The following is a 25080-nucleotide window of genomic DNA, read 5'->3' as shown; positions in this document are numbered from 1 at the left end:
ACTAAATCGGGCTACGGGAAGTGTATAATTTAGGAGTAGCTTTGGAAAAAGCAAGAGTGCGTGTAGGTTTGGTAGGTACTGGGTATGCGGCAAAGTTCCGGGCTGAGGCATTGCTCCATGATGAGCGATCGCAGTTAATCGCAGTTGTTGGTCATACCGCAGAAAAAACAGAAGCATTTGTCAAAGAATATCAGATTGAAGCGTTGAATTCTTGGCAAGAGCTAGTAGAGCGTGAAGATTTAGACCTGGTGGTAATTTGTACTGTTAATCGAGATCATGGTGCGATCGCTCGTGCAGCACTTACCAACGGCAAACACGTAATTGTAGAGTATCCCCTTTCGCTCGATATAGTCGAAGCTGAGGAACTAATCGCCTTAGCCAAAGCACAACAAAAACTTTTACACGTAGAACACCTAGAACTTTTGGGTGGTTTGCATCAAGCCTTGAAGCAAAACTTAGCCAAAGTTGGTGAAGTATTTTATGTCCGCTACAGCACCATCAATGCTCAAAATCCTGCACCCCGTAAATGGACTTATAACCACGAGTTGTTCGGTTTCCCCTTAATTGGGGCGCTGTCTCGCCTACATCGTCTCACCGATTTATTTGGTACAGTATTTACTGTTAACTGTCACCAGCGATACTGGGAAATAGAACCGGAATATTACCAAACCTGTTTTTGTACTAGTCAAATCTGCTTTAACAGTGGACTTTTAGCTCAAGTAGTCTATGGCAAAGGCGAGAGTCTTTGGCAATCAGAACGGAAGTTTGAAGTTCACGGTGAAAAAGGTGGTTTAGTTTTTGATGGCGACACAGGAATTTTCATCCAGCCAGGGGAAACAACACCTATAGAGGTTGGCCCTCGCCGGGGTTTGTTCGCTAAAGACACGAGTATGGTACTAGATCATCTTTTTGATGGCACTCCTTTGTACGTTACCCCAGAGCAGAGCTTATATAGCTTAAAGGTTGCTGATGCTGCCCAAAGAGCCGCACAGACAGGCTTTACTATGTTTATGTAAATTTGTCTAGATAAAAGTTAATGAAAACCGAACTAATTGTTATTTTATCCCAACGAGAAATAGAGAAAATGCGTCAAGCTGGGCGTTTAGCAGCCAAACTTCTCCAGCATCTTGAACCGTTTGTCAAGCCAGGGGTTAGCACGCTAGAACTAAATGATGAAGCCGAACGTTGGACGCAAGCGCATGGGGCAAAAAGCGCACCTCTTGGCTATAAAGGTTATCCCAAGTCGATTTGCACTAGTGTAAATGAGGTAATCTGTCATGGCATTCCCAACGCAAAGCAGATTCTCAAAGACGGTGACATTATTAATATTGATGTAACGCCCATTGTTGAAGGTTATCACGGCGATACATCCAAGACATTCTTTGTTGGTACACCTTCTCCAAAAACGAGAAAGCTGGTAGAAGTGACAGAGAAGTGTTTGCGTTTGGGAATTGCTGAAGTTAAACCTGGGGGACGGATTGGCGATATTGGTGCAGCCATTCAAGAGTATGCTGAAGGACAAGGCTTTTCTGTAGTGCGAGATTTCGTTGGACACGGCATCAGTAACATTTTCCACACTGCGCCGGATGTTCCCCATTATGGCACTCGCGGTAAAGGCAAGCGCCTTAGACCAGGGATGGTTTTTACAATTGAGCCAATGATTAATGAAGGTACTTACGAAGTCGAAGTTCTCAGCGATAAGTGGACTGCGGTAACGCGCGATCGCAAACTATCTGCTCAATGTGAGCATACCTTAGCTGTAACTGAAGATGGCGTTGAAATTCTCACCTTACCTGAAGGCAAGAATTACTAAACTGGTAGGTTTCTCTACTACTTGATTAACATAATGACTCAAACTCTTGCTGCCGAAAACGTCACACTAGAGCAACTAATATTGCTCTATGGATTAGAGTTAGTTGATTCGGAAGAATTCTTTCGAGAGTGGCAAGATGATCTACCAGAACTGACAAGTTTAAAAAAGCAACTATTGGATCAAATAAAGGCAGGTTACTTAAATTTACGAAACCATCCGCCTTTATTAGAAAATACAGTTAATACGACTGTTTTATCACCACTGCTATTCATTGGTAAGTTTTATTTATCTCCTTTTCACCTCAAATTAGAGAAATGTATCGAGATTGAAACACAAGACAACCAAATTATTATCAAAGGACGAATTGATTTCTTACTTCTAAAGTCGGAGCGAAATACTTTTCAAACAACCTCTAAGCGCAAAGAGTTCTTAAATCCTGGATAAAAATAAATTCTAAACCTATTCGGCAAGCCCCCGATTTTGATGAATGGGTGAGACTTACAGCCGACCAAATAAGCACAATAGCGGATTACAGCGAGATAATACTGAATTTAACGCAAGCTGTGACTATCTCGGTACAGATGGGAATAATAACTAGTAAGCATTTCCCTTAGCCGAGATTAGGAGTTTTGTACTACTTATGCCGACTTTCCCTACCAATTCCGACCGTACCGACGATAGGGGTTAAATGATTAATAATGTTGTTGTAAGTGGGCAGCCTCATCAACAATTGCTCCAGCAGTTAGACTTAATGATCCGTGCCCGCTATCCACTGCTGTATATTGTTAGTGTCGAAGAAGAACCTGTTGAACAAGTCTTACATCAACTCACACAAACATCCCAGCCACCTCGTAAGCTTTTATTTTGGGATATTGTAACGGGTTGGGATGACAATGGTAGTGATAAAGGTTCTGTGATGGGTGCATTAGGGCGTATTGCTAAAACTCAAGCAGATACGCCGACTATTTTTGTTTTGCGGGACTTACACTTTATTCTAAAAAATCCCGACTCAGAAAAAAATGCCCCTGTTATTCGAGCAATAAAAAACCTGACTTTACAACTCAAACGCACTCGCCAAACCCTCATCCTTACAAGCTATACATTAACAATTCCCCCCGAACTTCAAGAAGAAGTAACTGTTATTGATTTTCCCTTACCCAATGTTCAAGAAATTGATTATCTGATTCGTCAGTTAGTTGTCTTGGAAAAACTCAAGTTAAGCGGACTAGGAAAGGAACAATTGGTGAAAGCCTGTCAAGGTTTAAGTCGCGCTCGAATTCGACGGGTGTTAGCAGCAGCTTTGGCCGCTAAAGGAGAGGTAAACGAGTCGGATATTGATGGGGTGCTGGAAGAAAAAAAGCAAGCAGTTCGTCAGACAGGAATATTAGAGTTTTATACCACCAATGAATCCTTAAAGAATGTAGGAGGATTAGAAAATCTAAAACAGTGGATGCGGACGCGTCAAGATGGGTTTACAGAAGAAGCGCGGTGCTATGGAATTCCTAATCCGAAAGGTGTCCTCCTAGTGGGAATTCAAGGAACTGGGAAATCCTTGTCTGCGAAAACTATTGCCCATGAGTGGCGTTTACCTCTGTTGCGGTTGGATGTGGGACGGTTATTTGGGGGAATTGTCGGTGAAAGCGAAAGTCGTATCCGCCAAATGATTCAACTATCAGAGGCGATCGCTCCCTGTGTTTTGTGGATGGATGAAGTAGATAAAGCCTTTGGGAACATTAGCAGTGGATTTGATGGGGACTCTGGGACATCGAGGCGGGTGTTTGGAACGCTAATCACCTGGATGCAGGAAAAAACCAGCCCAGTGTTTATCGTCGCCACCGCTAACAATGTACAAATTCTGCCAGCCGAGTTACTAAGAAAAGGACGATTTGATGAAATCTTCTTTTTGAATTTACCTACAGAAAAGGAACGCCAGGACATATTTAAGGTACATTTGCAAAAATTCCGCCCTTCCAAATTACGAGATTTTGATTTACAGCGACTAGCAAAAAATTCCGAAAACTTTAGCGGTGCAGAAATTGAGCAGGTAATCATTGATGGGATGCACCGAGCGTTTGGCAGTTTGGTAAATGGAACTAGACGCGATTTTAATACCGAAGATATTTTGGCAGCTATCTCGGAAACTGTACCACTAGCTGCCATTGCCCATGAGCAAATTATCAGTTTAAAGAGGTGGGCTGCGGAAGCAGGAGCAAGGACAGCTTCTGTAGATACGCAGTTGATAGAAGAGTTAAAAAACTACTCTCAGAAAAAAGGTTTAAGTCCATTAGAAGTAGATTAAAAAGTTGTCCACAAATAAGTAAGTTATATGTCTCATTTCACAACTATCAAAATCGAAATCAAAAATGGTGAAATCTTGCATAAAGTCTTGCAAGACTTAGGTTATCAGGTGGAACTGAATACAAATGTACGCGGATATACGCGTAAAACTACCGATGCTGAATATGTAATTCGTCAGTCTAATGGTTATGATTTAGGTTTTCGTAGACAAGAAGAAAACTATGAATTGGTTGCCGATTTTTGGGGAGCAAAAATTAATCAACAAGAGTTTATTAATCGAATTAGCCAAAAGTATGCCCATAGAACTCTGATGGAATCAATACAGTCTGAGGGATTTAACGTAGAGGAAGAGGAAGTATTAGAAGATGGTACGGTGCGGGTAGTAGTAGGTCGTTGGGTTTAGTGTGATTGTTGATTGACCTTATTAAAAAGGAAGAATGTTATGACTGAATATCAAAAAATTGAATACCAAATTGGTAAAAATGGCAAGATTGTTGAAAAAGTCTTGAATGCTACTGGTTCTAACTGTATAGAAACCACAAAAGAAGTAGAAAAATCTTTGGGAGAAATTGAGTCTCAGGAATTATTACCGGAATATTACCAAGAAGATGAATCTATTTCAATTTCGGAAAATCAATCTCTTCAGCAATGGTAAATCAATGTAAGTAAATACATACAGTTCGCTTAAACAGAATTGTCGGTTGTGTTTCTTGTCTCAACCAAACCTACCCTAGTTTTTGTTTTAGTCGCTAACTTTCAGTTATTTTCACAAATATATATTATGTTAGAACAAATCAATCATGTCGGTTTTGCTTTAATTTTGGGAATAATTATCTACATTCTGTTGCGGTTATTTTTATTCCCAAAGAAAACTCATCTACCTGATATTTCTCCTACTTCTACAACTTCTGACGACCAAGACCAAAGAATACAAGAGTTAGAAAATCAGTGTCAAAGACTGAGAGAAGAGTTAAAACAACAGTCTCGGCAAATAAGACTTGATTTTCAAAATGAAACTTTTACCCAACTGCAAACATTGCTTAGTAACTATCCTACAGTTCAAAAAATGGTTTTAGCCAAGCCAGATTTACCTGCGAAAAATTTAGTTTCTCTTTTTACTCCTTTAGAAAATATCCTGGCTAGTTGGGGTTATGTTGCTATCGGTAAGCCTTGGGAACAAGTGAATTATAACCCCCAACTACATCAAGCAGATAGTGAAGATATTCAAGAAGGGGAATTAGTCTATATTCGTTTTATTGGCTATCAGGATGGGGAGAAAATTCTCTACCCAGCTAAAGTAAGTCGCACAATTCCGGGTGGATACAACCAAGGTTAGTACTAAATTTCATAAGTTTGTATGGTTAACTAGATAAAACTTATGGCTTGTGCGATGCAAGCGCCGAACCAAACCAAAACTACAAAGTACGCATTAATCAAAAGTTCTAATGAATCATAAAAACAGAGCGTTACATGACAGCAGTTGCGATTGATTTTGGTACAAGTAATACCGTCATCAGTATCTTAGAATCTGATACGCAATCCCCTAAAAGTCTACGTTTTACTAATCAGTCACGTTTGTTTGTTGGTGTTAATTCTAAAGGTGAAAGGTTAGAAGTACCTGTTGTTCCTAGTTTACTTTTTATTAAAGAAGGTAATCAGGTTGTATTAGGGGAAAATGTACGCAACCAAAGATTAGGACTTTCCCAGGCTTACCCACCAGAACGTTTATTTAAAAAATTTAAGCGAGATTTAGCCTGTGATTATCAACCTCCATCCCGTCACCTTGATGGAAACAGCTATAGTTCTACTTCTGTTTCGGAACTCTTTATCCAAACGCTTTGGAAACAAATTAAACAGCAAAACATCCAACCATCCCACGTTATTTTTACCGTTCCCGTTGGAGCCTTTGAACGTTATTTAGATTGGTTTAGAGACTTAGGAGAACGATTAGAAGTCCCTAAAGTCAGCATCATAGATGAATCCACTGCTGCCGCATTGGGATATGCGGTGAAATGTCCAGGTGCATTGGTATTAGTAGTAGACTTTGGCGGCGGGACTCTGGATTTAAGTTTAGTGCGTACTGTCCAGGAATCTGGTGATTCTCGAACCCTACGTGCTGAAGTATTAGCCAAATCAGAAGCTTATGTGGGTGGAGAAGATATTGATGTATGGATTGTGGAAGATTACCTGCGTTCTCAAGGTTTATCGCAGGAACAAGTAGGAAAAATTGGTTATCAAAATCTGTTAGAAATTGCAGAAAGACTGAAAATTCAATTATCTAAAAATCAAACTGCTGCTGAGAGTTGGTTTGATGATGAGTTGTTTATGTCCTATGAGTTAAAAATAACCCGTGAGCAGTTAGAGGAGATTTTAGAATATAGACAGTTATTGCAACAGTTGCGTGAGGCGTTGGATGAGGTGTTAGCGTTTGCTTTGAAAAAAGGCATTGATAAGAATGCAATTGAGCAAGTGCTGTTAGTAGGGGGAAGTTGTTTAATCCCTGCTGTTCAACAGTTACTAATATCTTATTTTGGAAAAACCAAGATACAACTAAATAAACCATTTGAAGCTGTATGTCATGGTGCATTAGCAATCACGCAAATTGTAGAAATAGAAGACTTTCTACATCACAGTTACGCGATTCGTCTTTGGGAACCTTACAGCAAGACTTATACTTACCATCGGTTATTTGATAAGGGGTCAAAATATCCCTGTCAACGTGCAGAATGGTTAAATCTTCAGGTAGCAAATGGGGGACAGAGAGAAATCCGCCTAGACGTTGGTGAGTTAGGTGATATAACCCAAGCAGAAGTTTCCTTTGATGCGGCGGGAAGAATGACAAGCAGCGTTCTTCAGCATCAAGAAAATTACCGTTCTTTAGATACTCAACATCAACAGGTGTGTGTGGCTAGACTGAATCCACCAGGGGAACAAGGAATGGATAGGATATTAATTTTATTCGAGGTAGATTCTCAGAGGACGTTATTAGCAACTGTAAAAGATTTATTAACAGGGCAGGTGTTGGTAGATAAAGGGGCAATTTATAAGTTGCGGTGATGTGGTGAGAAATTGATAATTTTTTTTACCAATCCAATATTAATAATATGCAAGTTAAAGGAGAAGTAAATGTCAGATAATCAACAACCAAGAGAATATGATGTTGTGCTTGGTGGTCAAAGTCAATCACTAGAAGGTGCAGCAGTTCTAGGTGGTATTGAAGGGGTAAAATTCCGGTTGAGCAATCCAGATTCAAAGGTGAGAGTTGCAGCACTTTATCAAGCTTTGAATTATGGGGAACAGGGTTTAGATTTAGTAATTCACTCATTACAACATGAATCCCCACAAGTACAGATACAAGCTTATTCATTGTTAACTTCTCGAACAGAATTAAAGGTTAAACAAGCCTTACTAAAGTTTAATCCAAAAATTTTGAAATTAGAGCCAATAGAAGTAGTAACAGTCAACAGCTATGGTGACATTATTCAGCGCCAACAGCATCTAGCCAAATACTTTATAGAAGATTTAGGTAATGGTGTTACCTTGGAAATGGCTGCAATTCCTGGTGGTAATTTTATGATGGGATCACCAGAAAATGAGAAATCTAGATGTGATAATGAAAGCCCTCAACATAAAGTTACTGTTCCTAGCTTTTTTATGGGAAAATATCCAGTTACACAGGAACAATATCAAGTTATCATGGGAAATAATCCTTCTTCCCGCAGGTTTAGTAATAATCTTCCAGTTGAATGTGTAAGTTGGGATGATGCGGTAGAGTTTTGTCAAAAGTTAAGCCAAAAAACAGGAAAAAACTACAGACTGCCACATGAAGCAGAGTGGGAGTATGCTTGTAGATCTGGGACAACTACACCCTTTTACTTTGGTGAAACTATAACCCCTGAATTGGCGAACTACACACTTAGTTTTCTGACTTATGCAGATGAGCCAATAGTAAAACAAGAAAAAAGTCAAAGTATCGAAGAAGTAGGAACTTTTCCCCCTAATGCTTTTGGTTTATATGATATGCATGGGAATGTATGGGAATGGTGTCAAGATGATTGTAATGGTAATTATAATTATATAAATGCGCCTATAGATGGCAGTGGATGGATTGGTCAAAGCATTGATAAGAGGCTGCGTGGTGGTTCTTATAATATATATCCTAGTCATTGTCGGTCGGCATTTCGTGCCTTGCATCGGCATAACGTTAGATACCCCGTCCTGGGTTTCCGTATAGTGGCAGATTCTTTTAGTTTTTAGTAAAAATTTACTTACACTAAAAACTTGCAAAGTGAGTAATTTTACACATATTTCCTCATACCCCTATTTACAAAGCTCCAATACTGTGAACGCACTTATTCTGGGAATGACTTGGGTTAATACTTCTGGTATCATCAGACATCAGTTTTAATTAGGAGGCTTCATCGCCAGAATCTTCTGAGCCACAGCTTCGGAAACCGTCTACAACTTGTTCTGACACGATGACCGCAGTTCCGTTCATTTGTACCCTAATTCTTCAGCTTGCGTCATGTTAGTTACCCAATCTACACGCTTAGAGGATTTATCTGAAACTACTGTTTGATAATTCCCATCATAGTTAAGCATTTTTAAATTAATACGAATTAAAATATCGTAAAGATGCTTAAAAAATCTAGTTACATCTTCAAAGTCATATTGACTATCAAAGTTGAAGTAACCTTCGTGAATTATAGCTCCTCTGTAATAAGATAAAACTCCGGCAAAATTTCGACCATCTGTGCGTGGATTTGTCTGATAATAGTCGTTGATGACAATAGCATCTTGTAATTTAAAATCAGGATGATTGAGTAGGTCAACAACTGCTAATCCAAAATGCTTTTCTTTTTTTGTAGCGTTTTGTATTTTCTGTTTAATTCGATTCAATATGTCCCTTTCGCTTCCAAATGCAGTATTCGCAATGCTTTGTATTTGTGTTGCAGCGTGATTAATAATTGTGTTTAATTGACTATTTTGAGAACTATTTAAACCATTTTCTAAAATTTGGGTATCAACTTGATATTTTTTACATAAACTTTCTAACTCTCGAACTAATAAATCTTTTTTATTTGATAAAAACTGTTCTGGGTTTCCAGTCTTAATAGTCAATTCTAAACTAACACGCAAATATGACTGTCCGAAATGAGATGAAGATAGAGATTTTTCAAGCAGTTTTCCAATTCCACTATTCAGATCAGGGTCATTACCTTTAATAGCTACATGACCTTTAATATATGGAAAAGGATGTATAGTGTAGTGAATTCGTTTCACAATTTTATAATTTTCATCTCTAAATTCAATCCAAGGAGCTTGTACTTCAGTCCCCGTAGATAATCCTAAAGCATATAATAAATCGAATGGAAAATTTATTTCTATGTCAGCAGAAGCAATAGACATAGAGCCTACTTTGCCAACCAGGATTGATGTAATAATACAATACTCTTGTTTTAAATCTAATCTTCTCTTTCTGTTTTCATAATCAGGTAAAGGTTCTATCCAGCATTCATTATTGTTATATTGGAAGTTGATTAAACGATGAGGATAAAATATATTTGCATTTGTTTCTAAATTTTCTCCTTGACTAAAGTCTGTAATCAAGTTGGTCAAAGGTAGTACCCAATATTTAGGAGTTAGTTGTTCATTAGTTTCTATCTCAAATTTATTAGCAGATAAAATGAGGCTTATTGCTTGATTTTCTATACTAATATCTAATGAGCGAATATTTGAATTAATAGAGATAATTTCAGAAAAGTTTTGAAAATAAATGCTTTGTATTTTTTGCTTAATATCAATACTTGGTAACTTTAGTTTAATATTAAATTTACCAGACAATTCACTTTCTATTTGGCAATAACTATTAACTTCCGAAGAATCGCTGAATTGAACTATAGCATTACCTTGATAATAAAAAAAAGGTTGAAATGATTGGCATAGTGGTGAATTTATAATCATTTGTATATATTTTTTGCTCAAATTATTCAAATATTCTTTCTTAATTCAAGATAAGCATATTTAATGGCGCTTAAAAACATAATTAATATAATTTAATTAAAAGTAAAAAAAATTAGGGTGTAGGGTGTAGGGAAGACGGCAAAGGATCAACAGACTATACTCGATTACGTGATTTCCTCGTTGCTGGGAAGTGAGAAGAAGCTGATAGGGAAACAGATCGACTCATGTTAGTAGTAGCGAAACGAGAAGAACAAGGTTGGTTGAATGTTAAAAGTATTAATAATTTCCCCTGTGCAGACCTCCGCACCATTGACAAATTGTGGGTGAAATACAGCAATGGACGGTTTGGCTTTTCTGTTCAAAACCGCATTTATCAAAGTTTGAAAAATAAATACGACCAAAATATTTGGGAAGTGTTTGGTGACAAAGTAGGATGGAGGAGAGGAGGAAAGTGGTTGTACTACACAGAGATTACTTTTGACAAGACAGCACCAGAAGCCCACCTCCCAATGATAATCGGTGTTTACTTAGCTGGAGCATCCAACTGTGGAGAATGGTTGTCTCTTCTAAAGGTTGTTTCTTCTTTTACTTCGAGACTTGTAAAATGTAATATATAAAAATTACACAAAATTATTATATTTAAGTCTAATACAGCGCAACTACGAACCAGGAATGCTATTTTCAATACAGTATATATTCGGCTAGAAGGCAAACGCTACATCGACCTATCCAAATAACCTGCGATCGCAATTTCTTCAGTTAGTCGATGGAACTTATCAAGCACAACAGTTTAGGGGAACAGAACGCCTCATTTCCCAAACATTTCCAGATATGAATCTGACAGCAGAACAGATATTTGTTGCGGGACGCTATAGTTAGAGATTGACAAACACGTGGCGCTCTTTGGGGATAAATATTTACAGTTTTTAAAGATAAAAAAACAAAAGTGCAAAGTTTGTCAACTAAAAATCAACATTTATTCCATCATAAAGTAAAAGATATATGGAGGTAAGATTATGACCCAAGTGTTGCCCAAATTACTCACCCTCAATGAATTTATCGAATGGTATCCCAATGATGGTAAACGCTATGAATTGCACAAAGGAGTAATTATTGAAATGCCACCCCCAACCGGTTCGCATGAAAAAGTTATTGCGTTTTTGTCGCGTAAATTAACCGTAGAGTTTGATCGTCTTGATTTACCCTACGGAATTCCCAAAACCGTATTGATCCAAACTCCTTCTGCGGAATCCGCTTATTCGCCTGATGTGTTGCTGCTAAATCTTGATAATCTCGACAATGAACCGCTTTTTCAAAAACAGTCAACAGTAAGCCAAGCAGCATCGGTTCCAATAGTTATTGAAGTTGTTTCAAGTAACTGGCGAGATGATTACTACAATAAATTTAGGGATTATGAGGAAATGGGCATTCCCGAATATTGGATTGCTGATTATGCTGCATTGGGTGCAAGAAAGTTTATTGGTAATCCCAAACAACCTACTATTTTTGTATGCGAATTAGTTGATGGTGAATATCAAATGACACCGTTTCAAGGTAATACTGCGATTTCATCACCTACTTTTCCCCAATTAAATTTAACTGCACAGCAGATTTTTAATGCAGCTAACTAATTTTTTATACTATCTTCCCAACTTATTAAGAATACCTTCACAACCACCAGGAATAGTACCTCTAGTTTTTTCGCCACCCCAACTGCAACAGTAGCAACGTGTAGACTCAGACATCCGTTGCACATTGCTGAAATCGGCATTTTCGACCACAGCGCCAGTTTGTTCGCCGGTTTCATAATCTGGTGGTTGGGTGCGACTGCGGGGTGATGCTTTATCTACTACACCATAGAATAGGCGAATGCCGTTGATGTCAGCACCAGTGAGATTAGCACTATATAAAATTGTACGAGATAGGTTGGCTTTTACTAAGTCACAACCGGTCAGATTAGCGCGGACAAGATTAGCTTCACTAAGATCAGTCCAACGTAAATCAGTACCAGAAAGGTCTGCTGCGGCTAGCATTACGCCTAAATCGATGACGCGCACACCTTCGAGGCGGTCTTCTGCATATCCGCCAGTGCCATCGAGAATGGCTCGACCTAATAAGCGATCGCGTTTTAAGGGTGACAATAACTTAGAACGTGAGAGAAATCGGAGAATTTTCGCTTTCCCACTACCATCAACACTACTTAAAATTGCCGCCGTGCGTCCTTCTGCGATCGCTCTTTCTTGAGGCCAATCTTCTAATAGCCCTTCTTCATCTAATACCAAGTCTGAAACGCCTTGGAAATAGGAATCAATTGTCTGTTGCTGGGTAATAATATTTTGCTGAATCGTCAGCATATTTTGCTGAATTGTCAAGTCTTTGGAAATAACATATTGTCGCCACGCCACGTAAACAGCGATGACGGCGATCAGAATTTGCCCCAAAGCACCAAACCAATCTGCTAGGGTTCCAGCAATATCCCAGTTAATTTTGCGTCCTAAAGCAAGTAAGCGATCGCCTACACCTGTGAACCTGATCGTGCCAATGATCGCTACTATTAGTCCTAAAAAGGCTACAAACAGGGTGCGTTCTTGGGGTGAAAACCACTCATTTAAAACTTCTTGGAACCAAGGCAATAATATCGCTAGGGATAACAGCAAAGTCATCAGCGTGCCGATAATGCCGATAATCCAGTTATTAAGGATAATGCCGATGAAGGTGATAGCGATCGCTATGAGAGTAATTAGCAATGCCCTTGGCTTAACTGTGAATTGGCTGGTAATCGGTTGCTTGAAGTCAGAACGGGCTTGTTGTAAAGCAATTGTATGTTGCGGAGACTGCAAAGACCCAATGACCGCTAGTACTTCTGAGGTTAAGTTTTTCTCAGTGGAACTACCGTCAAAGTCATCCGGTTGCAAGTCGTTTTCGGGGACTGGTTTTGGGGTTGGTAGATTAGAGGAATCGGATTCAATCGTCATGTTTTCTATTTTGCCCCTTCAATCCAAGTTATGCAGCGTTCCCACCGGAGTAAATCGTTAAAAAATAGGCTGAAGATTATCCTGCTTGTGCTGATGGTAATTACCACTATTGCCCTGACAGTCATAGCCAGACCTATTGCTCACCTAACTTTAACAGCCTGGAGCGATCGCGATGACCGTCAACCTCTGCCTCTTGGCACAGTTGACGATGCCAGTCACTTGAACCAGACACAGGTGACAATTAAGCAAGTTAATAGTCAGCCTGGAGTTACTGAGGTGATACTACAGTCTGTACTTAGAGATGCCTTACGTCAAGGTAAGAAGGTAGCGATCGCTGGTTCACGTCATACTATGGGTGGTCACACTCTGTATGCTAAGGGTATCTCCCTGGCGATGCTCCACTTCAACCGGATGCAATTCAATCCGGTAACTAAAATTCTGACGGTACAATCGGGAGCTAAATGGTCTGATGTTATTCCCTACCTAAATGAACGTGGCTATTCTGTCGCCGTCATGCAGTCCAATAACGATTTTTCTGTGGGTGGTACGATGAGTGCCAATGCTCATGGCTGGCAACATAATAGTTCCCCCTTTGCTAGCACGGTTAAAGGTTTTCGGTTAATGCTAGCAAGTGGCAAGATTGTAGAGTGTTCCAGACAGGAAAACTCAGAGTTATTTTCTCTCGTTTTAGGCGGTTACGGACTATTCGGCATCATTCTTGACGTGGACTTGAGAGTAGTACCCAATGAGACGTATATAGCTGAACGGTTCGTGATTAAAAGCGAGAATTATATTGATACCTATCGGCAACGGGTAGATGGTGCAACCAATATTGGTATGGCATACGGTAGACTTTCTGTTGCACCAGAAAGCTTTTTACAAGAAGCTATTCTCACCACCTACCGCCAAATTCCCCAACCAGCTACTATTGTCTCTTTAGAAAAACAGCCAGATTCGGGATTACCTCGGACGGTTTTCCGTAGCAGCATCGGCAGTGACTATGGGAAAAGTTTGCGCTGGCAATTAGAAAAAATCGTTGGGGGAGAAGCCGGAAACCGGGTTATGAGAAACCAGATTCTCAATCGTTCCTCCACCTTATTTGAAAATCGCCACCAGACAGAGACTGAGATCCTGCATGAGTACTTTATTCCACCTGAATCTCTGGAAGCGTTTTTAGAGAAGTGTCGCGCCATTATTCCCCAGTCTGAAGGGGATTTGCTCAATGTCACGGTGCGAAATGTTCATCAAGATAACGACAGTTTTCTCAGATATGCCGATGGGGAAGTTTTTGGATTAGTGATGCTGTTTCATCAGCAACGCACCCCAGAAGGGGAGGCAAAGATGCAGGTAATGACTCAGAAACTGATTGAGGCAGCCCTAGCAGTGGGTGGTAGATATTATCTGCCCTATCGTCTTCATGCCACACCTGAACAATTTCGTCGAGCTTATCCACAAGCTGCTAAATTTTTTGCCCTCAAGCGCAAGTATGACCCAGATGGGATTTTCCAGAATTATTTTTACCTAAAATACGGTAATTAAATAATTCATAATTCGTATACTTACTGGTGTCAAAAAAATAAGTAAAGCCTGCATAAATAACTGTCAGCCTATACTATGCTCTTTAGGGGCAGGAAAAAATCATTACGAATATGCAGCTACCCATTTTTAATCGGTTGACCATCAAATCCAAGCTTATTATCCTAGTCCTGTTTGCCAGCATTAGCTCGATTTTAATCATTGGCTATCTAGGGTGGAAAATGGGTAAGCGATCGCTAACTCAGTCTGCTTCTAATCAACTTACTAGTGTTCGCGCTGCTAAGTCTGACGAAATCAAAACTTACTTGCAAACTCTACGCAACCACCTTAAAACCCTGTGTGAAGACCGGATGGTTATTGCCGCGATGGTAGATTTCCATCAAGGATTTCAGGAATTGAATCAGAAATCAATTCCGCCACAGTGGAACCAATCTTTACAAAATTATTATGAGAAGGAATTTTTTCCCCATATTTCTGAGAAAGTTTCTGGAGAACTCCGTTTTAGTAACTATGGCCCTGTAAGCCCAGCCGCTAAATATCTCCAGTATTACTACGTTGCTGGTAATGCTTATGCTTCTGAACAAAAAGCTCAACTTTTAGATGCTGGTGATGGTAGTACATACAGTCGTTTTCATGCTCAATATCAACCTTTATTTCAAAATTTAGTCCAGAGCATGGGCTATAGCAATTTATTACTCATCGATCATAATACAGGCGATATTATCTACTCAATCCGTAAAGAACCAGACTACGGCACTAACCTCTATACTGGCCCCTACCGCACCAGTCACCTAGCCAAGTTAGTTGCATCTGTGCGTCAAAGCTTCGATCCTAGAACAACTCAAATCACTGATTTTGAAGTTTATCGACCAATGTATGGTTCTCAAGTGGCATTTATTGCTGGCCCCATTTATGACGGTTCTAAACTGGTGGGAATTTTAGTGGTGCAACTATCTGTTGCGGAAATTAACCGCATCATGACCAGTAACCAAAACTGGGTGAATGAGGGTTTAGGAAAGTCTGGAGAAGCTTATTTAGTCAGTTCAGATTATCGGATGCGATCGCTCTCAAGATTTGCACTCGCAGATAAACAAAACAAAATCCAGACTGTAGAAACAGAAGGTGTGCGAAAAGCCTTGGCCGGTGAAACTGGTATAGGCATCTTCAAAGATTATCGTAGGATCTCGGCACTCACTGCTTATGCTCCTTTGAAGATTGGCGATCTTAACTGGGCAATATTGGCACAGATGGATACAGATGAGGTCTTTGCTCCTGTGAACAATCTACAATTCTGGCTGTTGAGCGCCAGCACAATTTTAATTGTCATGTTCACATTTTTAACCATCATTGTTTCTTCTTTTGTGAATCGTCCGATCGCAGCCATTAAAGAGGGAATTCAACAACTGCAAGCTGGAAACTATGACACCACAATTAATATTAATGCTGACGATGAATTTGGGGACATCGGGCGGGCATTTAATGCAATGGTGATTAGTTTGGGCGAAAAGTTAGCAGAAATCGACCAAAAAAACCGGGAAAACGAAGCTTTAATGCTCAATATTGTGCCTTTTACCATTGCCCAGCGTCTTAAACAGGGTGAGTTACTGATTGCTGACCATGTGAAACACGTTACAATTGTGTATGCGCGTGTAGTTGGTATTGCCGAACTTAGTCAACGACTCCCAGCTTCAGAAATAACTCAATTACTGACTCGTTTATTTCATGAATTTGATCAGGCTGCGGAACGCTTTGGGCTAGAGCATAAAAATACAATTGACACCGATTATATGGCCGTCTGCGGACTGACAATTCCCCGACTGGATCACGTTAAACGCACCGTTGATTTTGGGATAGAAATGTTGAATATCCTGCATCGGATGGAGTTGGGACAAGATTTAGCTTTGGGATTAAAAATTGGTATTCATACCGGTTCGGTAACGGCTGGGATCATAGGTACTAAGAAATTTGGTTACAACGTTTGGGGAGAATCGGTTTACTTAGTCATGCGCTTGTACACTCAAGCCGAACTCAACAGTATTGTGATGACTCGTGCTGCTTATGAGTGGGTGGCGGACTCATACACTTTGGTGCAATATCGACCAATGCATATTGACATCATAGGCGAGGTGGACACATGGATTTTGGTTACTGCTACTAGGGTATCAATGAGCAAAGTTGACTTGGTGCAATCATCCTTTGCAAAAATTCAGCCGATCGCAGCTACCGCCGCCGAACTATTCTATCAACGACTATTTGAATTAAGCCCCTCATTGCGACCTCTATTCAAGGGGAGTATGGAAGATCAGCAACGCAAGCTAATGAGTACACTAGCGATCGCAGTTGAAGGATTACGCCAACCCACAGGAATTATCAAGGCTGTGCAAGAACTAGGTAAACGACACGTCAGTTACGGAGTGACAGCAGAGTATTACGACGTGGTAGGAGAGGCTTTACTCTGGACACTAGAGCAAGGTTTAGGAGAAGCATTTACCCCTCAAGTCCGGCGAGCCTGGGAAGAAGCCTATAATTTTTTGAGTGAAATTATGAAAGATGCTGCGGCTCAGGTAGAGCATCAAAATATTGGGGTTTAGAATCATGCACCAAGACATTTTAACTTGGGCAATAGCCTTGATGCTGGGAGTCCCTGTGGTGGCGATCGCTCTCAACGAAGTAATTGAGAGATTACAACGGCAGAATATACCATTATTAGAAACACTGCAACATCTGCGGAATCTAGTTTTACCATTTTTGACTGCATGGCTAGTGATGCGTCAGATTCTCATTCTGGAACCTTCAGCAAACTTGGTACGTACAGCCGAAACCTTATTTTGGGTGACAATTATCTATACAGGACTATCTTTTTTAAACACTACCCTGACAACCCGCAAAAAACCCAAAGTTTGGCAAATTCGAGTCCCAAATCTCTACCTATTATTAGCAAGGGCATCAGTTGTATTGCTCATTGGGGTGCATATTCTTTCTAATATTTGGAAAATTGACTTAGCACAAATTACAACTACTCTTGGCGTTGGTTCTTTAGTGGTAGCGTTAGCTCTGCAAGATACCCTGAGCAATTTAGTGTCAGGTTTCCTGCTACTCATGGAAAGACCCTTTGAAGAAGGAGATTGGCTAAAAATTTCGCTGCGAACAGGCACAAATTTTGAAGGAGAAGTCATTGAGATGAATTGGCGGGCTGTTCGCCTAAGAACCCGAAATAGAGACATCATTATCATCCCGAATGGAGAACTGGGGAAAACAACTTTTGAAAACTACACCTTACTCAATCCCCTCCATGCAGAAAGGGTTTTTGTCAGGTTTTCTTATAATGATTTGCCTAATCAGGTTATAGATATTCTTCAAAAAGCTGCATTAGAAACTACAGGAATTCTTGCCGATCCACAACCTAACATCCGCATCAAAGAATATGGAGATTTTTTCATCAGCTACGAACTGAAAATCTACATCAATAATTATTCTAAAAAAGATGATATCAGAGGCGAGTTGTTAAAACGAATCTACTACGCTGTGAAGCGTAACAAGTTAACAATTCCCTTGCCGACTCAAATGGAATATTCTCTCGATCAAGCTTTGTTAAAAAACGAAGTTCCACAAGAAAGAATATTGGAATATTTGGAAGCCTTGCCTTATCTTGCCTTCCTCGATCCTAGTACTATCAATAAACTTGCTCGTAGCGCTATTGTTGAAGAATATGGCATAGGTGAATGTATTGTCAAAGCTGGAAATCTCGACAAAGGATTTTTTATTGTTTGGGATGGATGCGTTAACCTCTTGGTAAAAAACTCTCAAGGGAAAGAGCAAGAAGTATTTCGTTTGTCAAGTGGGGATTGTTTCGGTGAAATGTCACTCTTAGCAGGACAACCCAGTTTAGTGGCTGTGAAGGTGGTTCAAGATTTACAGGCGATCGTAATTCCGACTGAGGTAATCATCGACTTGGCAGAACACAGTCCTAAGTTTGCTTTAGAAATCAACCGCTTAATTGAGGAGCGAGATAAGGCAATTAAGCGCATCTGATTTACTTCCCCTTAATCCCCCCTTGTAAAGGGCTACGGTGTACACACAAGTATGGACTATTTTTTGCGTAAATCCTGTTTTGTTTACAAAATCCGTTGAGCGGGTTTAGCCATTCACAAAAAATTAGCTTAGGAACGTGGATTAAATAAAATGCAAAACTTTATCCTGTCTCTAGCTTCCCTCTCCTTTACAAGGAGAGGGATTGAGGGTGAGGTAAGCCAGAGGTATAAACTGGATGTTATTTAATTCTTATTCCTTAGATTACACTCTGTCTACTTTGAAAGTTCTGGGGTGAAGAGAATGCGCTTGTCATTAATGCTATCAAATGTAGGTGTAGACCAGCGATTGACTACTTTGCCCAGAATTGACATTTCTTGAACTAAGCGGTCAAATTTATCAGGGGTGAGAGATTGAGGCCCGTCAGATAAAGCTTTTGCGGGATTGGGGTGAACTTCAATCATTAAGGCATCTGTACCAGCTGCGATCGCAGCCATTGCCATTGATGGAACATATTCCGATCTACCAGTACCATGACTAGGATCGATCATAATCGGTAAATGGGTTAGCGATCGCAATACCGGAAGCACAGATAAATCTAAAGTATTGCGGGCATATTTACCATCAAAGGTTCTGATTCCTCGCTCACAAAGAATTACATTTGGATTCCCAGATGCCAAAATATATTCTGCTGCCATTAGCCACTCGTCAATTGTGGCAGACATCCCCCGCTTCAGCAGCACAGGTTTATCTTGAGCGCCTACCTTTTTCAGCAGCGAGAAGTTGTGCATATTCCGCGCCCCGATTTGGATTATGTCAGCTGTTTTTGCTACTGCTGATAAATCCGCAGCATCCATCAGTTCTGTGACGATACCCAAACCAGTAGCTTCCCGCGCTGCTGCTAATAAATCTAAAGCGCTTTCACCATAACCTTGAAAGGCATAAGGTGAAGTGCGAGGTTTGTAAGCTCCACCACGGAGAAATTGCGCTCCTGCTGCCTTGACGCGCTTTGCTGTTTCGACAATCATCGCTTCATTTTCAACGGAACAAGGGCCAGCTACCATTACGATGGGGTGATGTTCGCCGAAATAGACATCACCGTTGGGTGTAGGTACAACAACCTCGCTAGCTTCTCCATGTCGGAATTCTCGGCTTACCCGCTTGAAAGGTTGTTGCACTCGTAATACTTGCTCAATCCAAGGGTTGAATTCTTGAACCTGTAATTTATCGATGCTAGTGGTATCACCAATTAACCCTAGTACAACTTTATGAGTGCCAATGCTTTTTTCTACTGTGACTTTCCAAGTTTCACTCAGTTCTTGGCTGATGCGAGTAATTTCCTCAGCAGGTGTACCATTTTTAAGTATGATAATCATCTGTTTTTCCTTGTGTATAGTTTGTGGGTGCGAAGATTAATCATTGCAAGTCGATGCATTGGCATTGCAGGTCGATGCATTGGCATTGCAGGTCGATGTATTGGCATTGCAGGTTGATGTATTAGCATTGCAGGTCGATGCATTGGCATTGCAGGTCGATGCATTGGCATTGCAGGTCGATGCATTGGCATTGCAAGTCGATGCATTGGCATTGCAAGTAGGTTGGGTTGAGGCTTTGCGAAACCCAACAAACTCCGTAAGATGTTGGGTTTCGTTCCTCAACCCAACCTACGCAGTATTTGGCTGGATGGGAAAGATTCGTCTAGTGCAAAAATTCAGCAAGTTGTTCTAACTTTGTCCAAGCCGCACCGCTTTGCAAGATTTCCTTTGCAAGGACAATACCTTTAACACAACCAGCTAAAATATCCGTTTCCCCATCGATGGCTTCACCAACTTGCAGTGCAAGGGCTGTATTTAAAGCGACAACATCTTGCTGCGCTTGCGTGCCTTTACCTTGGAGAACTGCCTTCAAAATTTCGGCATTTTCTTGGACATCTCCACCGTGCAATGCCGCAGTGGGGGCAAAACTTAAACCAAGTTCTTGAGGGTTCAGCGTTAGAGAACGCACCTTTTTATCTTGGAGTACAGCTAAGTCAGTGACATCTGCTAAACCAGCTTCATCTAAACGTTCGCGTCCATGAACTGCGATCGCTTGTTGACATCCCAATTGCGATAAAGCTTGCACAATTTCTTCTAGTAAAAGCGGATCGTTCACACCAATAATTTGCCCCGTTGGCCGCATGGGATTTACAAGCGGGCCGAGTAAATTAAAAACAGTCCGCACCTTCAAAGTTTTTCGTAAAGTTGCGATCGCTTTGAGTGCAGGATGCCAACCGGGAGCAAACAAAAATGTGATTCCAATCTCACCCACTGCGGCTTGCACTTTCTCAGGAGTGGCGTTGAGATTTATCCCCAAAGCTTCCAGCACATCAGCCGAACCAGTCTTACTGGATGCCGAACGATTGCCATGTTTAGCAACTTTTACCCCGGCGGCGGCAGCAACAAAGGCGACAGCAGTGGAAATATTAAAGGTGGAAGCGCCGTCTCCGCCAGTTCCGCAGGTGTCAATTAGGGGGACTGAGTGCTGAGTGCTGAGTGGGGGGGATTGGGATTGTAAAACGGTGGCCATGCCTACTAGTTCTTCGGCGGATACGCCTTTGGCTTGAATTGCGGTTAAAATCGCTCCTGATAGGACATGAGGGATGGAATCTGTGAGCCAACCTTGCATCAAATCTGTCGCTTGAGAAACCGTCAACGATTGCCGATTTAGCAACTGTTGTAATAAAGCTGGCCAGTTGTAGAACTCAGAAGGGATGGAGATATTCTCAGGTGGAGTTTGAGTTACAGCTATCATAATTGGGCATGGGGCATGGGGCATGGGGCATTGGTTATCGGTCATTAGTCATTCACGAAAGACAAATGACAAATGACAAATGACAAATTAAGGAATCAAGACTTTTGCGACTGTTTGCACATCTTTGTCACCTCTGCCGGAACAATTAATGACGATGCGGGGATTGCCTTCTAACTGAGGGCAAAGGGTTTCGAGATATGCGATCGCGTGAGCAGTTTCTAAAGCTGGGATAATTCCCTCTAGTTGCGAAAGTTTTTGAAAGGCATCTAACGCTTGTTTATCAGTAACACTGTAATATTCAGCGCGACCAAGATCCTTTAAATAACTATGCTCAGGGCCAACGCCGGGATAATCTAATCCGGCACTAATTGAATGAGCTTCGATGACTTGACCATCATCATCTTGCAGTAAATAGCTCATTGCACCATGCAATACACCTATTCTTCCCTTTGTCAAGGTAGCAGCGTGTTTATCTGTATCTACACCTTCGCCCGCCGCTTCGACTCCAATTAGACGCACTGATGATTCATGGACAAATTCATTGAATAAGCCAATTGCATTGGAACCTCCACCCACGCAAGCTAGTAAAATATCTGGTAATCCTCCCCATTTCTCTTGGGATTGAGCGCGAGTTTCTACACCAATTACCGCGTGGAAGTCACGGACAATCATCGGGTAGGGATGAGGCCCGGCAACTGAACCAAGGATGTAATGGGTTGTTTCTACATTTGTCACCCAATCTCGAATTGCTTCGGAAGTTGCATCTTTAAGAGTTCCCGTACCTGCTTCTACCGGACGCACTTCAGCCCCCATTAACTTCATGCGGAAGACATTCAGTGATTGGCGTTCCATATCGTGGATGCCCATGTAAATCACACATTTCAAACCAAATCGCGCACACACGGTTGCAGTTGCTACACCATGTTGTCCTGCGCCTGTCTCGGCAATAATCCGTTGCTTACCCATGCGTTTAGCTAGCAGCACTTGAGCTAAAGCATTATTAATTTTGTGAGCGCCTGTATGATTCAAATCCTCACGCTTTAAATAGATTTGCGGCCCTGTGCCATCTGGTCTAGCGTAGTTTGTTGTCAGGCGTTCAGCAAAATATAATGGGCTGGGTCGTCCTACATAGTCACGCAGTAAGTTTTGCAGTTCTGCTTGGAAACTCGGCTCATTGCGATATTGATGAAATGCTGATTCTAATTCACTTAATGCAGGCATTAAGGTTTCGGGGACGTATTTACCGCCGAATCTGCCAAATCTGCCTAGAGAATCTGGTTGCACAGTTGCAGTCTTGATGTCTTGTATGCTTACCACTGGTTAAAATCCTTTTACGTTGAAATATATTTTTGAATTTCCTCTGTGTTCTCTGTGCCTCTGCGGTTCGTTATTTTTTATCGAACCACAGAGGCGCAGAGGGCACAGAGAGAAGAAAGAGGTTTTTTACTTAGCTGAAACAGCTTTTTGCAGGGATACTGGGGTAATTGCTGCTTTGAGTTCTCGACAAAGCTTTTCTACAGCTTGTAGTCCTTCGGTTGGGCTACCTTCGGCTAACCGTTTGACAAAGGCGCTACCAACAATTACGGCATCTGCTCCCCATTCCATTACTTGATGCGCTTGTTGTGAATCTGAGATGCCAAAACCAACGCCGATGGGTTTATCGGTGACGCTTCGCAAATCTGTTATTAAATCTTTTACGCGGTGTTGGATTTGAGTGCGGATACCTGTAACCCCTGTAACGCTTACCAAGTAAATAAAACCCTGGGATTGACGAGCGATCGCTAAAATCCTATCTTTAGAACTAGTAGGAGCTACGAGTAAAATTACCTCAATTCCAAAAGATGCAGCAGTTTGGATTAATTCTTCTGCTTCTTCTAAGGGCAAGTCTGGCACTACCAAGCCTCGCGCCCCAGCAGCAGCAATTTGCGCCAAAAATGTCTTGATACCCCGGTGCAAAATGGGATTGTAATAAGTAAAGAGAATTATCGGCGCTTTCAGGGTAGGGGTTACACCTTGCAACATCTCTAATACTTGCTCTAATTTTGTGCCTTTTTGTAAAGCACGAGTTGCGGCTGCTTGAATCACAGGCCCATCTGCGAGAGGATCGGAGTAGGGAATGCCCAACTCGATGAAGTCAGCACCGTTGCGATCTAAGATGTGTAAAGCTTGGGCAGTGGTTTCTAAGTTAGGATCGCCTGCTGTGATAAAGGGGATTAAAGCACACTGTTGGCGCTGCAAAGAAGCTGCGCTAACTCGTAAGGTTTGAAAGGAATTGGAGATAGAAGTCATTTTGAAAAATAGTTAATGATTAGTTAATAGTTCTGGAAGAATCAATATTTAGGAATTAGCGATACCCACGCTATATTTGTTGTTGTCGAGTCTTTTAGCTCCGTTAATGAGCCTTTTATCTCCGTTAATGAGCCTTTTATCTCCGTTAACGAGTCTTTTAGCTCCATTAATGAGTCTTTTAGCTCCATTAATGAGTCTTTTAGCTCCGTGAATGAGGCTTTTATCTCCGTTAACGAGTCTTTTAGCTCCGTTAACGAGTCTTTTAGCTCCGTGAATGAGGCTTTTATCTCCGTGAATGAGGCTTTTATCTCCGTTAACGAGTCTTTTAGCTCCGTCAGCGAGTATAAGAGCTTCATTTTTTGAAGTAGTAATGTAGCGCTTCTCGCTTGGATGCAATACACTTTGACCTCTCTCCAAACCTCTCTCTTAAAAGGAGAGAGGCTTTGAATCTTACTCCCCTTCCCTGCAAGGGAAGGGGCTGGGGGTTAGGTCTGTATTCTAAGAAAGCCTTAAAAGACTCCGCGCAGCTTGCTCTACATCCCTTTGTTTAACTAAAGACTCTCCAACTAAAACCGCACGGACACCAGCTTGAGCGACAAGGGATAAATCAGCAGGGGTATACAGTCCAGATTCACTGACGATAGTGATATTTAAGCTTTGCAAATATTGCTGGCGCTGTGCTAAAAGTTTCTGTGTTATTCCTAAATCAACTGTGAAATCATCTAGATTGCGATTGTTGATTCCGACTAAATGTAAATCGTCAAGCTTAAGAACTCTATCCAGTTCAGCCAAAGTATGGACTTCTACCAGTGCATTCATGCCCAAATCGTGAATCACTCGTAGAAAGTTTTGTAGTTCTTGGTCTGATAAAATAGCGGCAATCAACAAAACTGCATCTGCGCCTGCTGTCCGTGCTAGATAAATTTGATAAGGGTTAATGATGAATTCTTTGCACAGTAAGGGCAATGCTACTTTCTGACGCACACGCCGCAGATTGTCAAAACTGCCCTGAAAAAACTTATGATCAGTGAGGATTGAGAGACAAGCTGCGCCACCTCGTTCATAAGCTTGAGCGATCGCTACTGGATCAAAATCTGCCCTAATAATCCCACGGCTAGGTGATGCCTTTTTCACCTCGGCAATTAAGCTAGGTTGATTAGGATTTTGTTGTAAAGCAGCTAAAAAATTTCGGATAGTTGGAGCAGTAATTAACTGTTGTTGCAAAGAAGCTAAAGAAAGTTCTTGCTGCATCTGTGCAACTTCTTGCCTTTTATGCAACACAATTTCTTCAAGAATATGGCGGGAAGTGGTAATTTGGTTAGTCATAAAATGTTTGGGGAGTGGGGAGTGGGGAGTGGGGAGTAGGGAGTAGGGGGAGCAGGGGAA

The 25080-nt window shown here is 41.1% G+C and carries 22 protein-coding genes and 1 pseudogene; 15 read left to right on the top strand and 8 right to left on the bottom strand.

Annotated features, from left to right (window positions below):
* Window positions 1-20: 20 nt before the first annotated feature.
* From V7K98_RS00305 to V7K98_RS00265, 9 genes are all read left to right on the top strand, one after another.
* Window positions 21-1016 (top strand): Gfo/Idh/MocA family protein, encoded by a 996-nt coding sequence (locus tag V7K98_RS00305; protein ID WP_335018472.1) that lies wholly within the window; start codon window positions 21-23, stop codon window positions 1014-1016.
* Between the two features lie 20 nt (window positions 1017-1036).
* Window positions 1037-1813: a type I methionyl aminopeptidase gene (map, locus tag V7K98_RS00300; protein WP_335018471.1), complete on the top strand. Its 777-nt coding sequence runs from the start codon at window positions 1037-1039 to the stop codon at window positions 1811-1813.
* Window positions 1814-1846: 33 nt separating this feature from the next.
* Complete coding sequence (locus V7K98_RS00295) at window positions 1847-2257, top strand: hypothetical protein (RefSeq protein WP_335018469.1); 411 nt, start codon at window positions 1847-1849, stop codon at window positions 2255-2257.
* A gap of 244 nt (window positions 2258-2501) precedes the next feature.
* On the top strand, window positions 2502-4112 hold the full coding sequence (locus V7K98_RS00290) for an AAA family ATPase (RefSeq protein WP_335018466.1): 1611 nt from the start codon (window positions 2502-2504) through the stop codon (window positions 4110-4112).
* A 27-nt stretch (window positions 4113-4139) separates the two neighbouring features.
* On the top strand, window positions 4140-4514 hold the full coding sequence (locus V7K98_RS00285; RefSeq protein ID WP_335018464.1) for a DUF1257 domain-containing protein: 375 nt from the start codon (window positions 4140-4142) through the stop codon (window positions 4512-4514).
* A 39-nt stretch (window positions 4515-4553) separates the two neighbouring features.
* Entirely contained in the window at window positions 4554-4766 is a 213-nt protein-coding gene (locus tag V7K98_RS00280) for a DUF2997 domain-containing protein (protein ID WP_335018462.1), read from the top strand.
* A gap of 126 nt (window positions 4767-4892) precedes the next feature.
* On the top strand, window positions 4893-5447 hold the full coding sequence (locus tag V7K98_RS00275) for a nucleotide exchange factor GrpE (protein ID WP_335018460.1): 555 nt from the start codon (window positions 4893-4895) through the stop codon (window positions 5445-5447).
* 134 nt (window positions 5448-5581) lie between these two features.
* Window positions 5582-7168 (top strand): Hsp70 family protein, encoded by a 1587-nt coding sequence (locus V7K98_RS00270; RefSeq protein WP_335018458.1) that lies wholly within the window; start codon window positions 5582-5584, stop codon window positions 7166-7168.
* A 69-nt stretch (window positions 7169-7237) separates the two neighbouring features.
* A complete protein-coding gene (locus V7K98_RS00265) occupies window positions 7238-8368 on the top strand; it encodes a formylglycine-generating enzyme family protein (protein WP_335018456.1) in 1131 nt (376 codons plus the stop codon).
* Window positions 8369-8605: 237 nt separating this feature from the next.
* Here the strand turns inward: V7K98_RS00265 and V7K98_RS00260 are convergent, their stop codons facing one another.
* Window positions 8606-10075, bottom strand: a complete 1470-nt coding sequence (locus V7K98_RS00260) for a hypothetical protein (RefSeq protein WP_335018454.1) — start codon at window positions 10073-10075, stop codon at window positions 8606-8608.
* A 206-nt stretch (window positions 10076-10281) separates the two neighbouring features.
* On the opposite strand from V7K98_RS00260, the pseudogene V7K98_RS00255 reads away from it, so the two are divergent.
* Both V7K98_RS00255 and V7K98_RS00250 read left to right on the top strand, forming a co-directional pair.
* Window positions 10282-10692 (top strand): annotated as a pseudogene (locus V7K98_RS00255) (GUN4 domain-containing protein); the annotation flags it as partial.
* 399 nt (window positions 10693-11091) lie between these two features.
* Window positions 11092-11706 (top strand): Uma2 family endonuclease, encoded by a 615-nt coding sequence (locus tag V7K98_RS00250; RefSeq protein ID WP_335018452.1) that lies wholly within the window; start codon window positions 11092-11094, stop codon window positions 11704-11706.
* A gap of 9 nt (window positions 11707-11715) precedes the next feature.
* On the opposite strand, the gene V7K98_RS00245 is transcribed toward V7K98_RS00250, so the two are convergent.
* A complete protein-coding gene (locus V7K98_RS00245; protein WP_335018450.1) occupies window positions 11716-13050 on the bottom strand; it encodes a pentapeptide repeat-containing protein in 1335 nt (444 codons plus the stop codon).
* Between the two features lie 30 nt (window positions 13051-13080).
* Here V7K98_RS00245 and V7K98_RS00240 point away from each other — a divergent pair, with 30 nt between their 5' ends.
* The 3 genes from V7K98_RS00240 (at window position 13081) to V7K98_RS00230 (ending at window position 18618) form a co-directional block, all read left to right on the top strand.
* The gene (locus tag V7K98_RS00240; RefSeq protein ID WP_335018448.1) at window positions 13081-14589 is read left to right on the top strand and encodes an FAD-binding oxidoreductase; all 1509 of its coding nucleotides are present in this window, start codon (window positions 13081-13083) and stop codon (window positions 14587-14589) included.
* Window positions 14590-14699: 110 nt separating this feature from the next.
* Entirely contained in the window at window positions 14700-17177 is a 2478-nt protein-coding gene (locus V7K98_RS00235; RefSeq protein WP_335018446.1) for an adenylate/guanylate cyclase domain-containing protein, read from the top strand.
* 4 nt (window positions 17178-17181) lie between these two features.
* Window positions 17182-18618: a mechanosensitive ion channel family protein gene (locus V7K98_RS00230; protein ID WP_335018444.1), complete on the top strand. Its 1437-nt coding sequence runs from the start codon at window positions 17182-17184 to the stop codon at window positions 18616-18618.
* Window positions 18619-18890: 272 nt separating this feature from the next.
* Here the strand turns inward: V7K98_RS00230 and aroF are convergent, their stop codons facing one another.
* Window positions 18891-19991, bottom strand: a complete 1101-nt coding sequence (aroF, locus tag V7K98_RS00225) for a 3-deoxy-7-phosphoheptulonate synthase (RefSeq protein ID WP_335018442.1) — start codon at window positions 19989-19991, stop codon at window positions 18891-18893.
* Between the two features lie 79 nt (window positions 19992-20070).
* Here aroF and V7K98_RS00220 point away from each other — a divergent pair, with 79 nt between their 5' ends.
* Complete coding sequence (locus V7K98_RS00220) at window positions 20071-20343, top strand: hypothetical protein (RefSeq protein WP_335018440.1); 273 nt, start codon at window positions 20071-20073, stop codon at window positions 20341-20343.
* Here V7K98_RS00220 and trpD read toward each other — a convergent pair.
* From trpD to trpC, 5 genes are all read right to left on the bottom strand, one after another.
* On the bottom strand, window positions 20314-21405 hold the full coding sequence (gene trpD, locus V7K98_RS00215; protein WP_335018843.1) for an anthranilate phosphoribosyltransferase: 1092 nt from the start codon (window positions 21403-21405) through the stop codon (window positions 20314-20316). The two genes, V7K98_RS00220 and trpD, sit on opposite strands and share 30 nt — an antisense overlap.
* 87 nt (window positions 21406-21492) lie before the next feature.
* The gene (trpB, locus tag V7K98_RS00210; RefSeq protein ID WP_335018438.1) at window positions 21493-22722 is read right to left on the bottom strand and encodes a tryptophan synthase subunit beta; all 1230 of its coding nucleotides are present in this window, start codon (window positions 22720-22722) and stop codon (window positions 21493-21495) included.
* 126 nt (window positions 22723-22848) lie between these two features.
* Entirely contained in the window at window positions 22849-23694 is an 846-nt protein-coding gene (trpA, locus tag V7K98_RS00205; protein WP_335018435.1) for a tryptophan synthase subunit alpha, read from the bottom strand.
* 48 nt (window positions 23695-23742) lie between these two features.
* Complete coding sequence (locus V7K98_RS00200; protein WP_335018433.1) at window positions 23743-24090, bottom strand: hypothetical protein; 348 nt, start codon at window positions 24088-24090, stop codon at window positions 23743-23745.
* A gap of 102 nt (window positions 24091-24192) precedes the next feature.
* Window positions 24193-25020 (bottom strand): indole-3-glycerol phosphate synthase TrpC, encoded by an 828-nt coding sequence (trpC, locus tag V7K98_RS00195; RefSeq protein WP_335018431.1) that lies wholly within the window; start codon window positions 25018-25020, stop codon window positions 24193-24195.
* Window positions 25021-25080: the final 60 nt, after the last annotated feature.

Source organism: Nostoc sp. (assembly GCF_036917435.1).
GTDB lineage: Bacteria > Cyanobacteriota > Cyanobacteriia > Cyanobacteriales > Nostocaceae > Nostoc.
This window is presented reverse-complemented; position numbering and strand designations above follow the sequence as displayed.